This is a genomic window from Rhizobium sp. BK289 (assembly GCF_014193575.1).
Lineage (GTDB): Bacteria > Pseudomonadota > Alphaproteobacteria > Rhizobiales > Rhizobiaceae > Rhizobium > Rhizobium tropici_C.
In genome coordinates this window covers 19,613-42,653 of the sequence record NZ_JACHZO010000026.1, presented here as the reverse complement: position 1 = coordinate 42,653, position 23,041 = coordinate 19,613, and the positions used below count along the sequence as shown (strand labels likewise).

Sequence of the window (23,041 nt, the reverse complement as noted above, 5' to 3'; positions counted from 1 at the left end):
TGGCCATGGGGACTTCCCATGAGACCGTATACGTTGACGCAAACTGATCAGAACACCGTAAAATCCTCTTGCAGACGGGCGGGCCATACGTTTTTTTAAATTCGCATGTCTCTCGGAACGGGCCGCATTGAGGCGGATCAATGTCTGTTCGATGGAAACGGTTCTAATCAGCTGATCGAGCGCACCAGCATAGCGGATACAAACTCAGCCACCGGAGCCAATCATGACGTTCTCCAGCGTGACCAGCACGGTAGGTTTCCTGGTAGAAACCAGTGGATCATCTTTGGTGCTGATTGCAGCATCCGGGCTTTTGGCAGGCATTACCTTCGTATTGGTCGATAACGTCGCGCTTGCCTCCCTTGTCTGGGCGCTCGCCACCTTGCCGATCCTGGGCGCGTTGTTGCTTCAGACCTTCCGTTCCTTGCGTAACGGCGATTTCGGTTTGGATATCGTCGCAGCCCTGTCGATGGCGCTCGCCCTTTCCTTTGGCGAAAGCCTCGCAGCCAACGTCGTCGCGCTGATGTATGCAGGTGGACAGATGCTGGAGGGATATGCGTCCGGCCGCGCCGCCCGTGAGATGACATTACTGATGGGACGGGTGGCACGAACCGCATTTCGCTATGTTGGCGATCGGTTGGAACTAACTCCCATCGAGAAGATAGTTGCTGGCGATCACATCATGATCCGCCAAGGCGAAGTGCTGCCCGTCGATGGTATTCTTCTGTCTCCCCGCGCTATTCTTGACGAGTCTGCGTTAACGGGAGAGCCACTCCCTGTGGATCATCGGGCTGGTGAAGAGGTGCTAAGCGGCAGCGCATCGATCGGTCCCGTCTTTACTGTCAAGGCACTTCGCCCCGCCTCTGAGAGCACATATGCTGCGGTTGTACGCCTCGTCGAGACGGCACAGAAGAGCAAGGCGCCGATGGCGCGCTTTGCGGACCGCTATGGCCTGGCATTTTTGCTCATGACGGTAACGATAGCATTGTCGGCCTGGTTGCTGTCCGACGATCCGCGACGTGCTCTTGCCGTTCTCGTCATTGCCACGCCCTGCCCGCTTATCCTGGCCGTACCGGTCGCGCTTATGTCGGGTATCTCGCGCTGTGCCTCGATAGGCTGCCTGGTGAAAGACGGTAGCGCCCTTGAAGCCTTAAGCCGCGTGCGGGTTGCCGTCCTCGACAAGACCGGCACACTCACACACGGCAAAGCCCAAATCATAACAGTCGGCTGCAGCGCTTGGATCGATAAGGACGAGTTGTTGCGTCTTGCCGCTTCGTTGGATCAAGCATCGAGCCACGTCATGGCTGCCGCTTTGATCGAGGGAGCGCAGGAGCGCAATCTGCGGCTGTCGCCACCAACCAATGTCGAGGAAGTTGGCGGAGCCGGGCTTGAAGGAACGGTCGACGGACGCCGCGTCGTGATCGGTGATAGCCGCTTTGTGAAAAGCCGAAGTTCTCGAAGTGCTTCCCAAGTCTTCGAAAATCATCACCGATCTGGTGAAGTTGCGGTGACAGTCGCAATCGACGGTATTGTCGCGGGAAATATCATAATGTCCGATCCGGTGCGCGCCGAGGCGATCAGCGTTCTGCAGCGATTGCGCAGCGCCGGAATTGCGAAAATCGTTCTTGCTTCAGGCGATCGCCTGGATGTTGCCTCGAACGTCGGCAACATCCTCGGTATCGAACAGGTGCTTGGCGAACAGACACCGGCTTCGAAAGTGGAGGCCGTTATCGCGGCGAAAAGCTTCGGTCCGGTGATGATGGTGGGTGACGGCGTCAACGATGCGCCGGCACTTGCGGCGGCCGACGTAGGTGTTGCATTAGGCGCGCGTGGGGCGGCGGCCTCTTCGGAGGCGGCAAGCATCGTACTGCTCGTGGACCGACTCGATCCTTTGGCAACCGCCCTGGTTGTCGCCCGCCGGACCGTTGCGATCGCCCGCCAGAGCGTGGTTGCTGGGATTGGCCTTTCAGTTGCCGGCATGATCGCCGCGGCATTTGGCTATTTGCCGCCGCTGCACGGTGCTTTACTTCAGGAAGTCATCGATGTCGCAGTTATCCTGAATGCATTGCGTGCCCTTGGGCCGTCCAAATCGGAGGGCGGCCCATACAGCCAGTCAGCGAATATAGCGACCAGACCTGCCTCTAAGACGCAAACATCCTGAAGCACGGATAGTCGGATCACATCACCACGTCGCTTTGCGTCTGGTCGGGAAGATCCTTCCCCTCATTGATCCTGATCAATGCCGCGGCGGCAAATATCCGCAGACTGCTTCCTGCTACCAAACCCATGAAGGAGCAAGCCAATGCTGAGAGCCAGACGCGACAGCCTGGGCGGTGCAGCCTCTAAAGCCATTCCCTCCCTCGGCGAGGTGGAAGGGCGCATGATGGTCCTTGAACTCATCGCGCTGACGGCGCTCACCCGTCTGATACGTCTTCACGATATCGGCGAGAGAGCAGATCTCATCAAAGCAATGCGGCACGCCATCGATCGCAAATGCCATGACGCCAGACTGTGCGGAACCGACACGAAGTCCGCTGAGGAATATGCGGAAGAACTGCTGGCCTCGGCCCAAGAGCAGGCAATCGTTCTGGAATCGATCCGAAACGACGCCTGACGATGACATCGAGCGGCTTTTGGCGTGCCTGGGATTCTATAGGCGCGGCAATAGCGGGAATACCTAAAGTAAGTGAAGATGGAGAGCCGTCGTGCAAGCCAAAGACATCATGACACGGAATGTCATCACAACCACGCCGACGATGAGCGTCCGAAACGCGGCGCTGCTCTTGCGCGCCAATGATATCAGCGGCCTTCCCGTGATTGGCGACAACGGCGAGGTCTGTGGCATCCTCACCGAAGGGGATCTCCTGCGACGCGTCGGCGATAACTGGGCGTCGTGGGCCAAAGACAAGTTCGAGCAAGACGATCGGCATGGCTTGAACACTTACATTCAAATCTACGGATGGTCGGTCGGCGAGGCGATGCACCGCGAGGTTATCAGCGTCACCCCCGAAACGGATGTCGGGCGGATTGGTAACCTGATGCTGTCCCACAGAATCAAGCGAGTTCCGGTCATTAGCAACCGTCGTCTTGTCGGTATCGTCAGTCGATGCGATTTGATCAATCTGGTCATCGATGCACCTGATCGACACGTCGCTAAAGGTGATGACGCCATGCGGCTCGCCATCAAGACCCGGCTGGCCGCGGATCTCGGGATTGCTAGCAACAAGGTCGACGTCATCGTCAAAGACGGCCAGGTACAGGTGAAGGGAATCCTCGAATCCAATATCCAACAAAAGGCGATCCGAACGCTTGTGGAGGGAATTCGAGGAATCAATGGATATATCGATCGGACAACGCTCCTGCCTTCGGACGCCATCAGCGTTTCAACGAGGCGAGACAGTGGCCAATGAGTCAGGAACTCGCCACTATTGGACAATCCTCGTGGCGATCGCGATTGTCGGGTCGCCTTGCTCGCCTGCGAGAGCACCCACTCGCGAGTGTGGGTCCAGGCCTGATCACCGGCGTCGCCGACGATGATCCGAGCGGTATTGCCACCTACTCCCAGGCGGGAGCGCAATTCGGTCTGAACATGCTTTGGACAATGCCGGTGTCATTTCCAATGATGGCGGTCGTCCAGGCGACGTGCGCTCGGATCGGGCGTGTGACCGGACAGGGCCTGGCGGCGAACATAAAGACCGCATTTCCACCGGTGATCCTCTATGCCGTCGTTTTCTCGCTCCTGATCGCCAATATTCTGAATATCGCCGCCGATGTTGCCGCCATGGGCGAGGTCGCGGGGCTGGTGACAGGCTTCAACCGACACCTGATGACAATGTTCTTCGTTTTCGGGACGCTCGCGCTTCAGGTCTTCATCCCTTATCACCGCTATGTCGCGTTCCTGAAGTGGCTGACAATTTCGCTCCTGGCTTATGCGGCGGTCCTCTTCACCGTCCATATCGACTGGCAGCAAGTTGCCTTGAGGACGATCTGGCCGACGACCACCCCGACGTCGACCTATGCTGCGGTCGTCGTCGGCGTCTTCGGGACGACGATCAGTCCTTACCTCTTCTTCTGGCAGGCATCGGAAGAAGTGGAGGATATGATGCCGCTCCCGATTCAGTGCCTTTGTCCAGAGACAGTGCGACAGCTCCCAAGGAACTTCGTCGCATTGGCTGGGACACATGGAGTGGTATGCTCTACTCCAATCTCACGGCCTTCTTCATCATATTGGCGACCGCCGTGACGCTCAATGTCGCCGGCATCACCCAGATCGACACGGCCGTACAAGCAGCAAGCGCACTGCGGCCGCTGGCCGGACCCTTTGCCGCACTTATCTTCGCGCTCGGAATTTTAGGCGTCGGTCTCATCGGCGTGCCTGTTCTCGCAGGTTCCGCCGGCTATGCGCTTGCAGAGGCCATGGATTGGAAATTCGGGCTCGAGCGCGCTCCCAATGACGCCCGAGGCTTTTACGGTGTGATCGCCATAAGTGTGCTGCTCGCCCTGGTCATTCAGTATTCGCCGATCAATCCGATGAACGCACTGTTCTGGAGCGCCGTTATAAATGGGCTGCTGGCCGTTCCCTTGATTGCCATCATCCTGTTGTTGGCGACAAACCCGAAGGTCATGGGCCCGTACACGATAGGGATATTGGCAGCATATATCGGCTGGGCCACGGTCGCGTTGATGGCGGTCGCAGCCGTGATGATGTTCGTCTCATAGCGCCTCCCCCGCGGTTCTCCCGCTGTGGCTGTTTGAAGTTGCAGCGCAGCTTTCAAGCAAATGGTCTGCGGTCCATCGTCGCGCAAACAAAACTTGCCAATGACCTCAACTAGCCCCGCTCATTTGATGTCGATCAAAGCATCGCAATCGTGCGCTCTGTAACCTTCTCGGCATGGAACAATCCAAACCCCTATCGGCACCACAAACCAAATCCATCGCCGGGAGACGACCATGCTCATTCAAGAAATCATGAACGCACCAGCCATCACCGTAAGTCCCAAAACATCGGTGGTGGATGCGGCAACGATTATGCTCGACCGTCACGTCAGCGGTCTTCCAGTCGTTGATGCCAACGGAAACATCGTCGGCATTGTCAGCGAAGGCGATTTCCTTCGCCGCTCGGAATTGCAGACGGAGCGCAAGCGATCCTGGCTGCTCGAGTTTCTGACCAGCCCCGGCAAGCTTGCTGATGAGTATGTTCTTTCGCATGGCCGCAACGTTGAAGAAGTGATGACGTCGGAGGTTGTCACTATCGCTCCCAATGCAACGCTCACCGTTGCCGTCGACCTGATGGAGCAGCATGGGATCAAGCGCTTGCCTGTCGTCGTCCAAGACAAAGTGATCGGGATGGTCTGCCGATCAGACCTGTTGCGGGCGCTGGCGAACATGCTGCCAAAGGAGAAGGTCCAGGCCAGCGACGATCAGATCGCCGAGGCGGTCATTGCCGAGCTGTCCCATCAGAGCTGGAGCCAGAATGGCTTTATAAAAGTCAGCGTTCAGAACGGCGTTGTCGAATTGTCCGGCACTATCTTCGACGAAAGAGAGCGACTGGCTGCCAAGGTTGCAGCGGAGAATGTGCCGGGCGTCAAGTCCGTTACCGACCAGATCACATGGATCGATCCCTATCTCGGTGTTGCCATGCCGGCGCCGAGTGAAGCGGTCTGAACAACACAATCGCCATAGGCACAAAGGCGATATGGCGGGCGGCGAACGACTGGCTCGACGCGCCGTTTTGATCGCCATCTGGATTCCTCGGACAGCCAAAAACTAGCTGTTGGTGACGACCGAGCTTTTCCCCACTGGCTGAGACTCTGTCTGGCAACACCCGTCTCTCATAATTTCTCGAAGTTGACCTAGGTCAAAGCTGAAGCGTCACAGGCAGATTACTAAACGTCGAGTTCACCATTCAGACAGTCCAGACCAACCCAAAAATCTCGCACTGAATGAAGTGCATTTAGAATTGTCTAAAAGCAATGAAGCGACGGAAATCATCATGAGCCCTGCGCCTCTCGTCCAATCCTTCCTCATTCATCTCGTGCTTGTCGAAGCAGCGAAGACGCGCGTCATTTGCTCGGTCGCAAGGGCATGAGCGCCAACTCCATCGACAAGAGGCAGGCACGATGACCACCGCATTCTTCGATACGGGATCGGAAGTCAGACGAGAGGCGGAGACCGACGTCACCGACAGCTCAATCCAACCGTCTTCCCCAAAAGACCGGCCGCCAAGGACAATGCGCGCCAAATTATCACCGGCCGCCCTCGTGCAAACGCTGGCGACACTCCTCTGGATACCCCAAGCAGCCTTGCTTGCCAGTGGAATAGGCGTGATCGCTGACGGACATAGCATAACGGCAACGGCGGTACCGGCGCTGTTCGTCTTTCTCCTTGGCGCCTTGCGTGCCGGGCTGGATGCCTTGGGCGGACGTTTGGCCTTTCAAGCCGCGCGCGCAGAACTGAGCCGGCGGCGCGAGATTGCCGTTACGGCACTCGCCGCCCGATCGCCACTGGACAGCGATCGTCCAGCGTCCGGTTTTGCCGCAAGTCTCGTCGCCGAGCAGGCTGAAACCATCGTGCCCTATCTCGCTCGCTTCCGACCGGCGCGGCTGAAAGCAAGTGCCGTCCCACCGGTCATCCTCATCTGCGTTGCACCGGTTTCCTGGGTTGCAGCCCTCATTCTGCTCTTTACGGCGCCACTGATCCCCGTGTTCATGGCCTTGATCGGTTGGCGAGCCAAGGCCGCAAGCGAAAAGCAACTGGCCGAGACCGGCGGGCTCAATGCTTTTCTCCTCGACCGGCTGCGCGGCCTTGCCACTATTCGCGCGCTCGGCGCCGTCGATCGCACCGCCTTGCGACTGCGGGCTGATGCAGAACAGCTCAAGATGCGAACCATGGCTGTGCTCAAGATAGCCTTTCTATCCTCGGCAGTTCTGGAGTTGTTCGCCGCTCTGGGCGTTGCCGCAATGGCCGTCTATGTCGGCTTCAATCTGCTCGGCGCAATCGATGTCGGCACGTGGTCCGGCAGATTGAGCCTGACCCAAGGTCTGTTCATTCTCCTGCTGGCTCCGAGCTTCTTCGAGCCTCTGCGAGAACTATCGGCGGTCTGGCACGACCGGGCAGCCGGAGAGGCAGCCCTGGACGCTCTCGACGCACTATCCAGCACTGGCATGACGTTGCCTGGCTGGCGCGATGAAAAGGTGGCGGAAACCAGCCGTGATCGTACGCTGCCGTCAATCAATGTCGAACGGCTCTGTTTCCGGCATCAGGCTGAACAAATGCCTGTTTTCGACGGTTTCAGCCTGGCGATCGCAGCCGGTGAGCATGTGGCTCTCCTCGGAGAAAGCGGTGCTGGCAAGACAACGATGCTATCGTTGATTGCCGGTCTGGCCCTTCCAGAGAATGGCCTGATCCATATTGGCGCAGAGCGCCTTGACGACACCTGCGCCGCAATGCTGCGCCGCCGGATGGCTTGGATCGGGCAGCGGCCGCATATTTTTGCCGGCACGATCACCAGCAACATCACGCTCGGCCGACCCGAAGTCGGCCCGCACGCGGTACAACGAGCGATTGACCTCGCCCATCTGCGGCGAACTGTGACCCAGCGTGGCGTCACGTCCATCGGCGAAGGCGGGGCAGGTCTGTCCGGTGGCGAGGCCCTGCGGCTAGCGATTGCCCGTGCCGCCGCGGCCCCACATATCGACATCATCCTCGCAGACGAGCCGACCGCGCATCTCGACAGCGAAACCGCACGCGAAATCACCGAGGCATTATTGGTAGTTGCTCGCGGACGGACACTCGTTGTTGCCACACACGACCCGGTTCTGGCCGCAAGGATAGGCCGGCTAATCCATATCGACGCATCGGTCCGGGAGGAAGCCGCATGAGGTCGACATTCCCCGCTCTTTATACCATCTGTCGGCTTTTCCTGGCGGCGCGCGGACGCGTATTATTGCTCGGCGCGCTGCTGTCGGCCCTTACCGTGCTTGCCGGCATCGCTCTGCTCGGGCTCTCGGGTTGGTTCATTACGGCGACTTCGCTTGCCGGCCTGACGGCAACGGCCATCACCTTCGATGTCTTTGCCCCGTCCGCCGGCATCAGGCTGCTGGCGATCCTTCGCACCGCTGCACGCTATGGCGAACGGGTGACTACCCATGACGCGACGCTCAGTGTTCTTGCCGCGCTTCGCGAAAATCTGTTTCGCGGTTGGGCGGCACCCAGTGCAGCAACAATGTTGATGCGCAGGCCTGCCAAGCTGCTCTTCCGGCTGACGGTGGACATCGATGCGCTCGACTCTCTCTATTCGCGCATTCTGGTGCCGGCCGCCGTCGCCATCGTCTCCGCTCTGGCGGTCAGCATCGCGCTGATGCTGCTCTCGGTCCCGTTCGCGCTGCTCGTTGGCCTATGGCTTGTCGCTGCCGGTCTTGGCATTCCCGCCCTTGCAGGACGTCTAGCGCTGAAACCGGCACGGCGGCGTGCGCATGCGATAGAAGCGCTGCGCTCGCGCGCCATCGATCTCGTCGCCGGACAGACCGAACTCGTCATGGCCGGCAGATTGCAGGCGCAATGCGCGGCGCTCGCTGTCGCCGATTATCGTTTGCGAGAGGCAGATGATACGCTGAACCGGATCGAAAGCGGTGTTGTCGCCGGCTTCGGCCTCGCCTCGGCTGCGCTGCTGTCCGGCACTTTGCTGGCGGTCACCACCCTGGCCGAGCGGAACCTTATCGGTGCGCCGGTTGCCGCTCTCGGCCTGCTGGTAGCCCTTGCAGCGCTCGAACCTTTTGCAGCGCTGCGCCGTGGGGCGCTGGAGCTCGGTCGCACCGTGCTTGCCGCTCGGCGCCTTTCCCCTCGTCCGATACACACTGCTCACCCGCCCGCACATTCTATGCCGGAAGACGGGCTTGCCATCCAAGTCTCCGGCGTCTCCGCCCGATATGACGGAGCCGCGATGGCGTCGCTGGAGAATATCACGCTGTCTCTGGCATTGGGCGAGCATCTCGCAGTGATTGGCCCGAGCGGAGCCGGAAAGTCGACCCTGTTTGCCATCGTGGCCGGCGAACTCGCCATCGAACGCGGCGTGGTCGAAACCGCTCCGGCGACGATGCTCACCCAACGCACGGAGCTGTTCCAAGACAGTCTGCGGGATAATTTGCGCCTTGCTGACCCGGATGCAGACGACGAGATGCTCGACGCGGCGCTTGCGAATGCCGGCCTCCTGGAAGACGTACTGGCCCTGCCGAAAGGCCTCGACACCCGCCTCGGCGAAAGCGGGCTTGGCTTATCCGGCGGACAATCCCGTCGCCTGGCGCTTGCTCGCATGTTCCTGCGTGACACGCCGATCTGGCTTCTCGACGAGCCGACTGAAGCGCTCGACCGTGAAACGGGACGTGACGTGATGCAACGCATTGCCGACCGCAGCCGCGGCCGCTCGCTGGTTATCGCCACGCATATTCGCCGTGAAGCCGAGATCGCCGACCGAATCGTCCTTCTCGATCAAGGTCGTATCGTCACGAATGTGCGGCGGGGAGACGCTGAATTCGACGCAGCACTCGCACGGCTAAGGCAGGACTGACGCGGCCGAGCGATCACTCATAACCGCAGCTCATCCAAGGCTGCGGTGCATCAAACACCGCAAGGGGTGGGAGAAAGACTATGGAACTCGATATCGTGGCGCTGTCGCGCCTGCAGTTCGCCATGACGGCGCTGTATCATTTCTTATTCGTGCCGCTGACGCTCGGCCTTTCCGTGCTGCTTGCCATTATGGAAACGACCTATGTCATGACCGGCCGCCAGATTTGGCGGCAGATGACGAAGTTCTGGGGGACACTCTTCGGCATCAACTTCGTACTCGGCGTTGCAACCGGCATCGTGATGGAATTCCAGTTCGGGATGAACTGGAGCTATTACAGCTACTACGTTGGCGATATTTTCGGCGCGCCGCTGGCGATCGAAGGATTGATGGCCTTCTTCCTCGAGGCGACTTTCGTTGGCCTGTTCTTTTTCGGCTGGGATAGGCTGTCGAAGGTCGGCCACCTGGTCGCCACCTGGGCTGTTGCGCTTGGCTCGAATTTCTCGGCGCTGTGGATCCTGATCGCCAATGGCTGGATGCAGAACCCGGCCGGCTCGGCGCTCAACCCGCAGACCATGCGCATGGAGATCGTCAGTTTCTTCGATGTCGTCTTCAATCCGGTGGCGCAGGCAAAGTTCGTTCACACTGTCTCGGCGGGCTATGTCTGTGCCTCGGTCTTCGTGCTCGGTGTCTCGGCCTGGTATCTCCTGAAGGGCCGCAGCGTCGAGCTCGCCAAGCGTTCAATGACGGTTGCCGCATCCTTCGGCCTGGCTTCGGCGCTGTCAGTCGTCGTGCTCGGTGACGAAAGCGGCTATCTGACGACCGAGCATCAGAAGATGAAGCTCGCAGCAATCGAAGCCATGTGGAAGACCGAACCGGCGCCGGCTGCCTTCACCGCTTTTGGCTTCCCGGATCAGGAGGCCCGCGAGACCCATTATGCCATCCACATTCCATGGGCCATGGGCCTGATCGGGACGCGATCGCTGACGACGGAAATCCCTGGCATCGACAAGCTCGAGGAACAGGCCAAGGACCATATTCGCGAGGGCATCAAGGCCTATGATGCGCTGATGAAGATCCGTGCGGCAAAGCCGGCAGCGCCCGGAGAAGTTTCGCAGGATGTCGCAACCGCGCGCACCTCCTTCGAGGATATGGGCCACGAGCTCGGCTATGCCCTGCTGCTCAAGCGCTACGTCGACGATCCACGCCAGGCAACGGAGGAGCAGATCGCGCAAGCGGCTCGCGACACCATTCCAAATGTGCCGACGCTTTTCTGGTCGTTCCGCATTATGGTCGGGCTCGGCCTGTTCTTCATCCTGCTGACGACGGTCTTCTTCTGGCTCTCGGCACGACGGAAGCTGGATCACTATCCGCTATTGCTGAGCATCGCGGTCTTCGCCATTCCCCTGCCCTGGGTCGCCATCGAGCTTGGCTGGGTCGTGGCGGAATTCGGCCGCCAGCCCTGGGTTATCGAAGGCGTGTTGCCAACCGCCGCTGCCGTTTCCAATCTTGGAGCTGTTAGCGTGCTGATCACGTTGCTTGGTTTCGCGGCGATCTACACGGCGCTGATCGTTATCGAAATGAGTCTGATGGTGAAAGCCATTCGCAAAGGCCCGCAACTGGGCGACGAACCAGAAGCCGACCTCACCTCCAAAACTCTCATTCCTGCTGCGGAGTAACCACCATGATCCTTCATGAGTTGATCGACTACGAAACCCTGCGCGTCATCTGGTGGCTGCTGCTCGGCGTGCTTTTGATCGGCTTTGCCGTCACCGACGGCTTCGACCTCGGCGTTGGCGCGCTCCTTCCCTTCGTCGCCAAGACCGATACGGAGCGACGCATCGCCATCAATTCCGTCGGCCCGACCTGGGAGGGTAACCAGGTCTGGCTGCTACTCGGCGGCGGCGCGATCTTCGCCGCCTGGCCGCCGCTTTACGCCGTGTCCTTCTCCGGTTTCTACCTTGCCATGTTCGCCATCCTCTTCGCACTCATCCTGCGGCCGGTTGCGTTCAAATACCGCTCCAAACGCGAGAGCGCCCGCTGGAAGACAGGCTGGGATTGGGCGCTGTTTATCGGCGGCTTCGTTCCCTCGCTGATCTTCGGCGTTGCGGTCGGCAACGTGCTGCAAGGCGTACCCTTCCGCTTCGATAATGATATGCGGATCTATTATGAAGGCTCGTTCTTCGGCCTGCTCAATCCCTATGCCCTACTCTGCGGCCTCCTTTCTGTCGCCATGCTCGCCATGCACGGTGCGGCATGGCTGCAGCTCAAAACCAGCGGCGTTGTCGCGGAACGCGCACGCAGCTATGGCAGCCTGGCGGCGCTTGCGACGATCGTGCTTTTTGCCCTTGGCGGCCTTGCTCTCTGGTACGGCGTCGACGGTTATCGCATTACCAGCCAGATCGATCCGATCGGGCCGTCCAATCCGCTCCTGAAGACGGTCGATCACGGCAGCGGTGTCTGGTTTGCAAATTACGGCAGCCATCCGTGGATGATAGCCGCTCCGATCTTCGGCTTCATTGGTGCCATCGCCACGCTGCTGTCGATGATTGCTCGCCGTGAAGTGGCGCCCCTGCTCTTCAGCAAGCTCGCCATCTTCGGCATCATCTCGACGGTCGGCGTCTCGATGTTCCCCTTCATCCTGCCTTCTTCACTCGACCTCCGCTCCAGCCTCACGGTCTGGGACGCGTCCTCAAGCCATATGACGCTGTTCGTCATGCTGATCGCAGTGCTGATCTTCCTGCCGATGATCCTGGTTTACACCGCGTGGGTCTATCGCGTGCTGTGGGGCAAGGTCGACGAGGAGATGGTCAACGACAAGAACGGCCACGCCTACTAACCCCCATACAAGGAGAAAGAACATGTGGTATTTCGCCTGGCTTCTCGGCTTCCCGCTTGCCGCCGCCTTCGCCGTCCTCAACGCCATGTGGTACGAACTCGTGGACGACAATACCGAGAAGAACAAGCGTGGATAGTACCCCGGCGGCCGGGCACGTCGCCCGGCCCATGCCCACCAATCGATCCCTCTGCCTGATCAATTGAAAGACGCCTCCCGTGCTCACCAGTTCGCTTGCCCGTTACACTCAACCCGTGCCGCGTTACACCAGCTATCCGACGGCGCCGCATTTTCACGACGGCATTGACGGCGCGTGCTATGCCAGATGGCTTGGCGAGACGGATCCACATAAACCCGTTTCGCTCTACTTGCATGTGCCCTTTTGCGATCGGCTCTGCTGGTTTTGCGGCTGTCATACCAAGCAGGTACGACGCTACGATCCCGTTGACGATTATCTGGACGCGCTTGGGGAGGAGATCGCACTTGCAGCGCGGATTCTTCCGAGTCGGCGGCGTGTGAGCGCCGTCCATTTCGGTGGCGGCTCGCCGACCGTGATCGAGCCTGAGGACATCGGCAGTCTTCGTGCGAAACTCGATGGTGCTTTCGACCTGGATCCGGATTGTGAGATCAGCGTCGAGATCGACCCGCGCAATGCGGACCATGATAAGCTCGAAGCTTGGCACCGCTTTGGCATCACGCGTGCAAGCCTCGGCATCCAGGATTTCGATCCCGACGTTCAAAGGGCAATCAATCGGCCACAAAGTTTCGAGCAGACACAAGCCGTCGTGGGAGCCTTGCGCAACGCCGGCATCGGCTCAATCAATCTCGATATTCTCTACGGTCTGCCGCTACAGACAACGGAGACGCTGCGACGGACTATCGATCTCGCGGTGTCGATGCGGCCCAATCGTATTGCACTCTTCGGTTATGCGCATGTCCCCTGGGTGAAAAAACACCAAAGCCTTATCGATCAAGATACCCTTCCCGGTCCGGCCGAGCGGTTCGACATGGCAAGCGGTGGTGCCGCTCAATTGGTGGAAGCCGGCTATATCGCACTCGGTCTCGATCATTTCGCCGACCAGGACGACAATCTTGCCACTGCTGCCAGCGATGGAAGGATGAGACGCAATTTCCAAGGATACACGACGGACGATGCTGAGACGCTGATCGGATTTGGAGCATCTTCGATCGGCAGGCTGCCACAAGGCTATGTCCAGAACTCGGTTTCTGCTGCGGACTATATCCGCAAGGTCAGAGCCGGCGAGCTTCCTACTATGCGCGGCTTCGCACTTTCGCCTTCCGATCGCATCATCGGCAGGTTGATCGAGAGCCTCATGTGCAATTTCTCCTTCTCCCTCTCCGATCTGAAGCGAGCTTTCGGAGCCGAGGTCGACGCTTTCTTGGCAGAGGTTGAAGACGTTGCAGCGGTAGAGTCCGACGTCGTCCACTTTGATGGGGATGTATTCTCAATGAAGCCAGAGTGGCGGCCCTTTGTCCGCACGATTGCCTCCCGCTTCGATCGCTATCTGGCAACCAACAAAGCGCGCCACAGCGCCGCCGTTTGAATGCAAAAAGTTAATCGAGCAGCTCACGCAGGCGGATAGCAAGTTGGCGGGCGGTGTAGGGTTTTTTCAACCAACTGCCAGCCTCCGCCAATTCGCGACCGGCGATCGTGGGTTCGGCATAGCCGGATGTGAATAGCACCTTGATTTCAGGGCGCATGGCCCGGATTTTATGTGCCAGTTCATCCCCAGCCATGCCGCCCGGCATGACGACATCAGTAAACAGCAATGCGATGTCGTGATTCTCCTGGAAAAGGGCCAGGGCCTCGGTTCCATTGCCTGCCTCAAGGACACTGTATCCGGCATCGAGAAGCCGGGAGACGGTGACGCGGCGAACACGAGCATCGTCCTCGACGACGAGGATACGCTCGAAGCCTTTTGGAATCATGTCAGGCTTCTTGTCGTCTGCATGAACTGGCTCCATTTCCGTTCGTGCCTTTTGAGCAGGCAGGAAGATGCGAACGCTCGTCCCTTGGCCGATCTCGCTATAGAGCTGGACAAGGCCACCTGACTGCTTGGCAAAGCCATAGACCATGCTGAGGCCAAGCCCAGTACCAGCCCCCATGCCCTTTGTCGTAAAGAACGGCTCAAAGGCACGCTCCCTCGTCTCGCTCGACATGCCAACACCGGTATCGGTCACTGCAATCAACACGTATTCACCGGTCCGGACCTCCGGATACATGCGTGCGTAGTCAGCATCGAGCCGCTGGCGAGAAATCTCTATCGACAAAAGCCCACCGCGGGGCATCGCATCCCGTGCGTTGATGGCGAGGTTAAGGAGAGCATTTTGCAATTGAGAGCCATCGACAAGTGCTTCGTTCGCCGAACCAGTAATGACGGTTCGCAATTCGATCGCCTCGCCCAATGTGCGGCGCAAGAGATCGGAAAAGCCGGATACAAACCTCCCCACGTCCATAAGCTTGGGATTGAGAGGCTGGCGACGACCAAAGGCAAGGAGTTGAGCGGTAAGCTTCGCCCCGTCCTCGGCCGCTGCCTGTGCCTCGGAAACCAACGACAGCAACTTCGGATCCTGCAGCCGCGCCTCGATCATTTCCAGGTTGCCGCTGATGACGGTGAGCAGGTTGTTGAAGTCATGGGCCAGGCCGCCAGTCAATTGGCCTATGGCTTCCATCTTCTGTGATTGTCGAAGTTCCTCTTCGATCTTGTGGCGGCTCGTCAGGTCACGGACGAAGCCGGTGAATATTCGTTTGCCGTTGGCGATCGCCTCGCCAACTGACAATTCCATCGGAAAGACCGTGCCGTCTTTGCGTCGGCCACTGACCACGCGGCCGTACCCGATGATGCGGCGCTCGCCGGTCGTCAGATAATGCGAGAGATATCCATCATGGGCCTCGCGGTCTGGCGAAGGCATCAGCATCGAAACGTTTTTTCCCTGCACATCCTCCGCCGAATATCCAAACAGCTTTTCCGCAGCGGTGCTGAAGGACGCGATCACTCCTAATTCGTCGATCACAATCATCGATTCGGGGACGGTCGCCAGAATTGACCGCAGATGAGCCTCACGCTCGGCCAGATCCGCCTGTATCTGCTTTAAGTGACTGATGTCATTATTCGTTTGAACGATGACGTGTTGGTCTGGATCGGCAGAGGATGCCGCAACCCAACGGCTCGTCACGACGACGGGCCTGCCGTCCTTGTGTAGATGCACAAGCTCCCCCTGCCAAGCAACCTGCCGGGCGACCTTGCCGCGGATTTCCTCGAGAGGCTCCGGGAAAATAGTCGACAGCAACTCATGAACCACCCGGCCAATGGCCTCCTGTTGGGTCCAGCCGTAGAGCCGCTCGCATCCCGACGTCCACCTGCGGATAATTCCGTCGAACGTGTGCACGACAATATTCGCGCTATCGAGGATCTGGGCGATTTCGTCCAACCTGGTTTCCGCGGCCTGCTGTCCTGAGGGCTGATCGATCATCGAACTTCCATTTGCATTCGGTTAGTGGCGCCGCCGGGCATCATCCAAGGAAATGACGGGCGAATAGCGATCGTCGCATTCATCACCCTCTCCCGCCAGATGTGCAAGCATCCTGGCCTTTAAAATGCGGATGGAATGGCGACCCGCGGGACCGACGATACCCTTGTTTGTCAGCCTCGTCATGGTTCGGGAAACTGTTTCGATCGTGAGGCCCAGATAGTCGGCGATATCGAGACGGGTCATCGGAAGATCAACGACACTGCATGAGCGATCCTGTTCTCGTTTCCGCTGCAGCTGCTGCAGCAAGAAGCTGCAAAGCCGCTCTTCGGCATTTTTGCAGGACAGCAACACCATTTGATCCTGGGCTGCCGCCATTTCGTCGCAGAGACGGGCAAGAAGTTGCGGCCTCAGTTCCGGCGAATTGCCGACCGTATCCTCGAAGGCTCTCCGGGAGAAACGGCGCAATCTGACAGGGGTTACGGCTTCGGCGCTATAGAGATAGTGATTTCTGAGGGAAACGCCGACAAGATCGCCCGGGTAGAGGAAGCCTGTGATGACGCGCCTGCCGTCCGCCATGATCTTGAAAATGCGCAGAACCCCCTCTACCAGCTCAAAGAGCTGTTTTGCCTGGTCGCCCTCGAAGAACAACGTTCCGCCGGCATCCAATTGTTCCAGTGGTTGCTTCGAGAACAGTGATTGAAGACAGGTCGGTTCGGTATCGAAGGCAACGACAACCTCATTGTAACTCTGAGCTCGCTCAGCGCTCTTTGCCGACAACATGACAATCCCTCTCAAATGTTGTTCCGATGCCGTGTAGATTGTTGCCTTCCGAGTGACAGCCGAATGTTACGCGTGTTAGAGATCGTGCAATTTTGTAACGGATTGTCACAGGTCGCAGCCCGTCTTTACTGGAACCCTTGCAATGGCACTCGATCAGCAGCGGCGTGAACATCTTCTGGTCGTGGACGACGACCCCAGAATCCGTCAGATGCTGACACGCTACTTCGAGGACGAAGGGTATGTCGTAAGCACTGCATCGAACGGCCCTGAGATGCGAGCGTCTCTGCAGCAAGACAATTTTGATATCATTCTATTGGACTGGGTCCTGCCCGGTGGCGAGGACGGATTGGACCTTGCCCGCGAAATCCGCAGCCAGTCGGACATTCCGATCATCATGCTGACCGGTCGCGACGATGTTGTCGACAGGATCGTCGGAATTGAGGTTGGCGCCGACGACTACATCGCCAAGCCCTTTCATCTCAGGGAAGTGCATGCTCGCCTCAAGTCCATTCTTCGCCGCCGACAACCGGCGGCAAAAGCTCAGGAAACCGAACCCGGTGACGTGTTTCGTTTCGAGGGCTGGCAGCTCGATATCGGCAAACGGCAGCTTCTCTCACCGGCCAAAATCGAAATCGAATTGACCACCGGCGAATTCGACATGCTGGTCGTGTTCGCGCGCCATGCCGGGCGGGTGCTCAACCGCGAATTCCTCATGGAATCGACGCGCGGCCGGAATCTGGAGGTGTACGATCGGACGATCGATGCCCAGATCGCGCGACTGCGCAAGAAGATCGAGGCCGATTCCACGCATCCACAGTTGATCAAATCGATACGCGGTGTGGGTTACGTCTTTACCGCAAAGAGATAAAGGCGACCTCGCTGCGAACGAATCCTCATCGGTCCCTTTCGTTGCAGAACATCATAAGCCCGTGATCCAATCGATAAACGCGCTCCTCGTCGTGCATCTGTTCCCAATTGCCCGGATTTTGATTCCAGAATCTAATTTGGTTGTACTTGAGTTCCCTGGCCCGCGATCGAATGCTCGCCAATAGGGTTTGCGCAATGCCACGTTCATCAGCTGCACTTGCGACAATCAGAAAAATGACGTCAAGCAGCAGCCCGACGGCGGGATGATCGCAGGGCCTATAGATGCTTAGGCCCTGAATGTAGCCTCGAGGGTTGACCGCGACGAGGATTTCGTCGTGGCGATTGGCGTCGGATGCCATCCGGCGCCATGCAACCATGCCAAGGTTTGGAACTGCTGCCTGGACAAGAGGATAGGCTTGCACGATCTGATCCGGCCGCAGCGCGGCGATAACATAAGTGCCAGCCATTCTTCTTCCTTTCCAAGAATAAAGGCAATCGACCACACCTGTCGGCGGGGTCATGAGCCAATTGGGTGTCAGCGTGTCATCATCAACGGAACGGGCGTCTGCTCGAGCATGGAGCGCGTCGTCCCTCCGAAGATCCACTCACGCACCCGCGAATGCCCGTAAGCACCCATGACAATCAGTTCGGCACCGATATCGATCGCATGCTGACGCAGCACGTCCGCGACAGCACGCCCGCCGCTGGGCAAGACATCCACCGAGACCCGGATTCCATGCCGTGCTAGGAAGGTCGCGACATCGGCTCCAGGCTCTTCGCCGTTGCTGCCGATCGTCGCGGATGGATCGACCATGGCGACACACACGCTATCGGCCGCAATCAGCTGGTCCATCGCAGCCCGCACGGCCATGCTCGCCTCGTTGCGAGAGTCCCACGCAACCAAGACCGTTTTCGGGCGAAGAGAAGCGGCATGCCCTTTCGGCACAAGAAGGATCGGCGCCGGCGACCGAAACAGGGCTCCGTTCAAAATTTCCTGCCGCATGTCGTCATGGGCCAGAAAGCCGCCGCCGATCAGCGTCAGGTCGACATAGCGCGCCCGGTCTCCGATTTCATTCTCCGCCCATCCGTATTCCGTAAAGAGGCTGTTTACGTCGAATGAAACATCATCCGCCTGCAGAATGGCGTTGGTAGCAGCGACCTTCCGACGAAGATCTTCCGTCTGACGCTCACGCTCCTCGAACCATACCGTGGACGTCACTTCGCCATGTCCGCCGATCGGCGGAGCAGCGAGTGCCGTCACCAGCACGGACAAATGGGCTTTCGCCTCCCGGCACAATTCGATTGCGGAACGCAGATCGTCATCATCTTGATTGACGCCGATGACACTCAAAATGGTCTTCGCTTGCATGGTCACACCTCCTGTTTGAACTCGTTGTTCGATGGGCCTGAGTTTATGCACCGGCGGGCGCTGCGCCTTGATCTTGGTCAACACCCCGGATCGAAGATCGATCGCTGGCGTCACACAGCTTGATGTGGGTCAATGCAAAAGGCGGAGGCCAGCCTTAGAAGCGATGGCTGTATTCAAGCTTGGTCAAGCTCTCCGGATTGGGTGGAAACTCGGCGCAACATTTCATCGCAGCCGACTGTCTCGGCTTAATCGTTGGCAGCTGATTTCCAACCGAAGGAACCATGATGACTGACGCCAAGTTGCTGCTCACATTCAATGCGGGCTCGTCAACGCTCAAGATCGGTTTATTCCAATGTGATGTGAACGGAGCACGTCGCATCGGCAAGGGTTTGGTCGACTTCAGCAGGCGCCCGCTGTCGCTTCATCTGACGGAAGGACCGGCAGTCTTCGACACGTTCATACACGCCGAAGGCGGTGAGGATCTGCGCAATGTCATCGCCGAAACATTCGAAACACTCGGCAGGCATTTCAACATGGATGCCGTGCGGGCTGTCGGTCATCGTGTCGTACATGGCGGCGAGCGGTTCGTCGGTCCCATTCGCCTCGACGAGACTAGCATCGGCGATATAGACCAGTTGACCGCGCTCGCGCCTTTGCACCAGCCTCAGGCGCTCCGCCTGATCCGTGCGGTCAAACATCTACGACCGACGCTAGCGCAGACGGCCTCCTTCGATACAGCCTTCCACGCAACCCAGAGCGATCTAGTTCGCCGATTTGCCTTGCCCCGTGCACTGCACGATCAGGGGATCAAGCGCTACGGATTTCATGGTCTTTCCCATGCTTTCATCGCCACGGAACTACGAGCGCGCGCACCGAAGGTGGCCGCGGGCAAGGTGATTGTCGCGCATCTCGGCAGTGGTGCGAGCCTGTGCGCCCTCGATGGCGGCGAAAGCCGTGACTGCAGCATGGGATTTTCAACGCTCGACGGCATACCGATGGCAACACGCTGCGGCGCTCTCGATCCCGGCGTGCTGTTGCATCTTCTCGGGCCGAAAGGCCGGACGCTGCGCAACCTTGAGGAGATGCTCTATCATCGCTCAGGCCTGCTTGGCGTGTCGGGTATTAGCGGCGACACGCGCGATCTCCTGAAGGACGAGCGCACTGAGGCGCGCGAAGCGATCGATCTCCTTGCCTTGCGCATTGCGGGAGAAATTGGCCGTATGGCGGCAACGCTGGGCGGCCTTGACGGCATCGTTTTTACCGCCGGGATCGGCGAACACCAGCCGGAAATTCGGGCTGCGATCTGCGGTCGCCTGCGATGGCTGGGCGTCGCCCTCGACGATAATGCGAACGCCACTAGCGGGCCCATCATCAGCACATCGGCAAGCCCTGTCGCGACCTTCGTCATCGCAACGGACGAGGAGCAGATCATCGCCAATGAAGCGCTGTCAGTTTTGGCGGCTGAGTGATCCAGATCAACCGCCTATCGCGTGGTTCGCGGTAGGCTGACGAATGACCATATTGAATTGGAGCGACCACATGGATAAGCAGCCAAGCGCAACTTTTGCGCATCCACTCAACGCCGCCGAACTCGACCTCATCGATCGCTATTGGCGCGCCGCCAATTACCTCTCGGTCGGCCAGATCTACCTGCTGGACAATCCGCTACTGCGCGAGCCGCTACAGGCCGGGCATATCAAGCCGCGCCTGCTTGGCCACTGGGGTACGACACCAGGGCTCAACTTCATCTACGCCCACCTCAACCGGATCATCCTCGATCGCGATCTCGATATCATCTATATTTGCGGGCCTGGCCATGGCGGCCCCGGCATGGTCGCCAACACCTATCTCGAAGGCACCTATAGCGAAATCTATCCGGACATTTCCGAAGATGCGGACGGCGTGCGCAAACTGTTCCGTCAGTTTTCCTTTCCCGGCGGCATTCCCAGCCACGCCGCCCCCGAAACTCCGGGATCGATCCACGAGGGCGGCGAGCTCGGCTATGCATTGGTTCATGCCTATGGCGCCGTCCTCGACAATCCCGACCTGATCGCCGCCTGTGTCGTCGGCGACGGCGAAGCTGAAACCGGTCCGTTGGCCGCCAGCTGGCATTCCAACAAGTTCCTCAATCCGGCCCGCGACGGCGCCGTGCTGCCCATCCTCCATCTCAATGGCTACAAGATCGCCAATCCGACCATCCTTGGTCGCGACACCGACGAGGACCTGCGTCATCTCTTCATCGGCTATGGCTACGAACCGTTCTTCGTCGAAGGTTCTGACCCGCACCATATGCATCAAGCGATGGCTGCGACCTTTGAACAGGTCTTCGACCGCATTCGCGCCATCCAGACTGAGGCCCGCACCGGCGCTCCCGGCAATTTCTGCCCGCGTTGGCCAATGATCGTGCTGAGAAGCCCGAAAGGCTGGACGGGACCGAAGGAAGTCGACGGCAAGAAAGTCGAGGGTTTCTGGCGGGCGCATCAGGTGCCGGTTTCCAACTGCCGCGAGGACGCCAGCCATCGAAAAATCCTGGAAGACTGGATGCGCAGCTATGATCCGCAGGATCTTTTCGACGCCGACGGGCGCTTGAAAGAGGAATTATCTGCACTGGCGCCGAAAGGGAAACGCCGCATGGGCGCCAATCCAAATGCCAATGGCGGGCTGCTGCGCCGTGAACTCGTTGTGCCTGATCTTCGCAACTATAAGGTTGCCGTCGAGGAGCGCGGCCGAACAATGGCGCAATCAACCGAGGTCCTTGGCCATTATCTGCGCGACATCCTGACCCTCAATGCCGATCACGCCAACTTCCGCATCTTCGGCCCAGACGAGACGGAATCCAACCGTCTCGGTAGCGTCTTTGAAGTGACCGACCGTGTCTGGATGGAGGAGATGAAACCCTATGACGTTAGCCTTGCCCGAGACGGCCGGGTCATGGAGGTCCTCAGCGAGCATCTATGCCAAGGATGGCTGGAAGGTTATCTGCTCACCGGGCGCCATGGTCTGTTCTCCTGCTATGAAGCCTTCATCCACATTATCGATTCCATGTTCAACCAGCATGCCAAATGGTTGAAGGTGTCGCGCGAACTGCCATGGCGCAAACCGATTTCCTCGCTGAACTACCTTCTGACTTCGCACGTTTGGCGACAGGACCATAATGGCTTCAGCCATCAGGATCCGGGGTTCATCGATGTTGTTGCCAACAAAAGAGCCGACACCGTGCGCATCTACCTGCCGCCGGATGCCAATACGCTGTTATGGATCGGGGATCACTGCCTGAAAACCTATGACCGCATCAACGTCATCGTCGCCGGCAAACAACCGGAGCTGCAATGGCTGTCGATGGATGAAGCGGCGAAGCATTGCGAAGCCGGCATCGGCATTTGGCATTGGGCCTGTAACGAACAGAACGCGATCGAACCGGATGTGGTCATGGCCTGCGCCGGCGATGTCCCCACCATGGAGACGCTCGCTGCCGTCGATCTTCTCCGCCAGAATATCCCGGAATTGTCGATCCGCGTTGTCAACGTCGTCGATCTGATGGCGCTGCAATCGAGCGAACAGCATCCTCATGGTCTCGCCGACGAGATCTTCGACGGCTTTTTCACACCGGATCGGCCGGTCATCTTCGCCTATCATGGCTACCCCTACCTGATCCACCGCCTCACCTATCGGCGCACCAACCACCGCAACTTCCATGTCCGCGGCTTCATCGAGGAAGGAACCACGACGACGCCCTTCGACATGACCGTTCTCAACGAGCTTGACCGCTACCATCTTGCCATCGAGGCGATCGAGCGCGTGCCGGGTCTCAAGGAAAAGGCACGGGATGTGATCCAGCTTTTCCGCGACAAGCTCGAAGAGCACGGTCGCTACATTCGCCAATACGGTGAAGACATGCCGGAAATCAGCAATTGGAAATGGCCCTATGGCGACAATGGGGATCGTTTGTCCTGAAGCGATGCTTCATCGAGGGACCGGGATCGGCTCCAGCATGGTAGGTGACGTTGTCGTAAGCATTCAAACACGATCTACTAGACCCATTCGAACGAGGCTGTCATTGGACTGAATATTGAGCGTTGATCTATGTCATGGTCGGCATTGCCGTTACGGCTAGTCTCGCCTCATCAACTTTGAA

19 protein-coding genes are annotated in these 23,041 nt (G+C 58.8%); 15 read left to right on the top strand and 4 right to left on the bottom strand.

The features are described 5' to 3' along the window. Window positions 1-223: 223 nt before the first annotated feature. The 12 genes from FHT84_RS30210 (at window position 224) to hemN (ending at window position 13,960) form a co-directional block, all read left to right on the top strand. A complete protein-coding gene (locus FHT84_RS30210; protein WP_112340155.1) occupies window positions 224-2,158 on the top strand; it encodes a heavy metal translocating P-type ATPase in 1,935 nt (644 codons plus the stop codon). Between the two features lie 141 nt (window positions 2,159-2,299). Next, window positions 2,300-2,611 carry a hypothetical protein gene (locus FHT84_RS30205; RefSeq protein WP_095437860.1) on the top strand — a complete coding sequence of 104 codons (312 nt, stop codon included), beginning with the start codon at window positions 2,300-2,302 and terminating at the stop codon, window positions 2,609-2,611. A 91-nt stretch (window positions 2,612-2,702) separates the two neighbouring features. Beyond that, window positions 2,703-3,407, top strand: coding sequence for a CBS domain-containing protein (locus tag FHT84_RS30200; protein ID WP_112340154.1), 705 nt, complete (start codon window positions 2,703-2,705; stop codon window positions 3,405-3,407). Window positions 3,408-3,451: 44 nt separating this feature from the next. Continuing rightward, complete coding sequence (locus FHT84_RS31730; protein ID WP_281023926.1) at window positions 3,452-4,240, top strand: divalent metal cation transporter; 789 nt, start codon at window positions 3,452-3,454, stop codon at window positions 4,238-4,240. Beyond that, the gene (locus tag FHT84_RS31725) at window positions 4,189-4,716 is read left to right on the top strand and encodes a divalent metal cation transporter (RefSeq protein WP_281023925.1); all 528 of its coding nucleotides are present in this window, start codon (window positions 4,189-4,191) and stop codon (window positions 4,714-4,716) included. Before FHT84_RS31730 ends, FHT84_RS31725 begins: the two co-directional genes overlap by 52 nt. Before the next feature lie 231 nt (window positions 4,717-4,947). Then, the gene (locus FHT84_RS30190; protein WP_112340153.1) at window positions 4,948-5,661 is read left to right on the top strand and encodes a CBS domain-containing protein; all 714 of its coding nucleotides are present in this window, start codon (window positions 4,948-4,950) and stop codon (window positions 5,659-5,661) included. Between the two features lie 455 nt (window positions 5,662-6,116). After that, window positions 6,117-7,877: a thiol reductant ABC exporter subunit CydD gene (gene cydD / locus FHT84_RS30185; RefSeq protein WP_112340152.1), complete on the top strand. Its 1,761-nt coding sequence runs from the start codon at window positions 6,117-6,119 to the stop codon at window positions 7,875-7,877. Further along, a complete protein-coding gene (locus tag FHT84_RS30180) occupies window positions 7,874-9,562 on the top strand; it encodes an amino acid ABC transporter ATP-binding/permease protein (protein WP_183765708.1) in 1,689 nt (562 codons plus the stop codon). The genes cydD and FHT84_RS30180 overlap by 4 nt, the downstream gene beginning before the upstream one ends. An 80-nt stretch (window positions 9,563-9,642) precedes the next feature. Further along, window positions 9,643-11,238, top strand: a complete 1,596-nt coding sequence (locus FHT84_RS30175; RefSeq protein ID WP_112340150.1) for a cytochrome ubiquinol oxidase subunit I — start codon at window positions 9,643-9,645, stop codon at window positions 11,236-11,238. A gap of 5 nt (window positions 11,239-11,243) precedes the next feature. Then, complete coding sequence (cydB, locus tag FHT84_RS30170) at window positions 11,244-12,398, top strand: cytochrome d ubiquinol oxidase subunit II (RefSeq protein ID WP_112340149.1); 1,155 nt, start codon at window positions 11,244-11,246, stop codon at window positions 12,396-12,398. Window positions 12,399-12,420: 22 nt separating this feature from the next. Further along, complete coding sequence (cydX, locus tag FHT84_RS30165; RefSeq protein ID WP_112338802.1) at window positions 12,421-12,534, top strand: cytochrome bd-I oxidase subunit CydX; 114 nt, start codon at window positions 12,421-12,423, stop codon at window positions 12,532-12,534. Window positions 12,535-12,613: 79 nt separating this feature from the next. Beyond that, window positions 12,614-13,960, top strand: a complete 1,347-nt coding sequence (gene hemN, locus FHT84_RS30160; RefSeq protein WP_112340148.1) for an oxygen-independent coproporphyrinogen III oxidase — start codon at window positions 12,614-12,616, stop codon at window positions 13,958-13,960. A 10-nt stretch (window positions 13,961-13,970) separates the two neighbouring features. Here the strand turns inward: hemN and FHT84_RS30155 are convergent, their stop codons facing one another. Together FHT84_RS30155 and FHT84_RS30150 are read right to left on the bottom strand one after the other, a co-directional pair. Next, window positions 13,971-15,890: a PAS domain-containing sensor histidine kinase gene (locus FHT84_RS30155; RefSeq protein ID WP_112340147.1), complete on the bottom strand. Its 1,920-nt coding sequence runs from the start codon at window positions 15,888-15,890 to the stop codon at window positions 13,971-13,973. Window positions 15,891-15,911: 21 nt separating this feature from the next. Then, window positions 15,912-16,670, bottom strand: a complete 759-nt coding sequence (locus FHT84_RS30150) for a helix-turn-helix domain-containing protein (protein ID WP_112340146.1) — start codon at window positions 16,668-16,670, stop codon at window positions 15,912-15,914. A 142-nt stretch (window positions 16,671-16,812) separates the two neighbouring features. Between FHT84_RS30150 and FHT84_RS30145 the strand changes: the two genes are divergently transcribed. Next, on the top strand, window positions 16,813-17,538 hold the full coding sequence (locus tag FHT84_RS30145) for a response regulator (RefSeq protein WP_112340145.1): 726 nt from the start codon (window positions 16,813-16,815) through the stop codon (window positions 17,536-17,538). Window positions 17,539-17,563: 25 nt separating this feature from the next. Here FHT84_RS30145 and FHT84_RS30140 read toward each other — a convergent pair whose 3' ends face one another. Both FHT84_RS30140 and FHT84_RS30135 read right to left on the bottom strand, forming a co-directional pair. Further along, window positions 17,564-18,004 (bottom strand): hypothetical protein, encoded by a 441-nt coding sequence (locus FHT84_RS30140; RefSeq protein ID WP_112340144.1) that lies wholly within the window; start codon window positions 18,002-18,004, stop codon window positions 17,564-17,566. A 68-nt stretch (window positions 18,005-18,072) separates the two neighbouring features. Further along, window positions 18,073-18,906 (bottom strand): universal stress protein, encoded by an 834-nt coding sequence (locus FHT84_RS30135; protein WP_112340143.1) that lies wholly within the window; start codon window positions 18,904-18,906, stop codon window positions 18,073-18,075. A 284-nt stretch (window positions 18,907-19,190) separates the two neighbouring features. Between FHT84_RS30135 and FHT84_RS30130 the strand changes: the two genes are divergently transcribed. After that, a complete protein-coding gene (locus FHT84_RS30130) occupies window positions 19,191-20,375 on the top strand; it encodes an acetate/propionate family kinase (RefSeq protein ID WP_112340142.1) in 1,185 nt (394 codons plus the stop codon). Window positions 20,376-20,445: 70 nt separating this feature from the next. Next, a complete protein-coding gene (locus FHT84_RS30125) occupies window positions 20,446-22,860 on the top strand; it encodes a phosphoketolase family protein (RefSeq protein WP_183765711.1) in 2,415 nt (804 codons plus the stop codon). Window positions 22,861-23,041 lie beyond the last annotated feature (181 nt).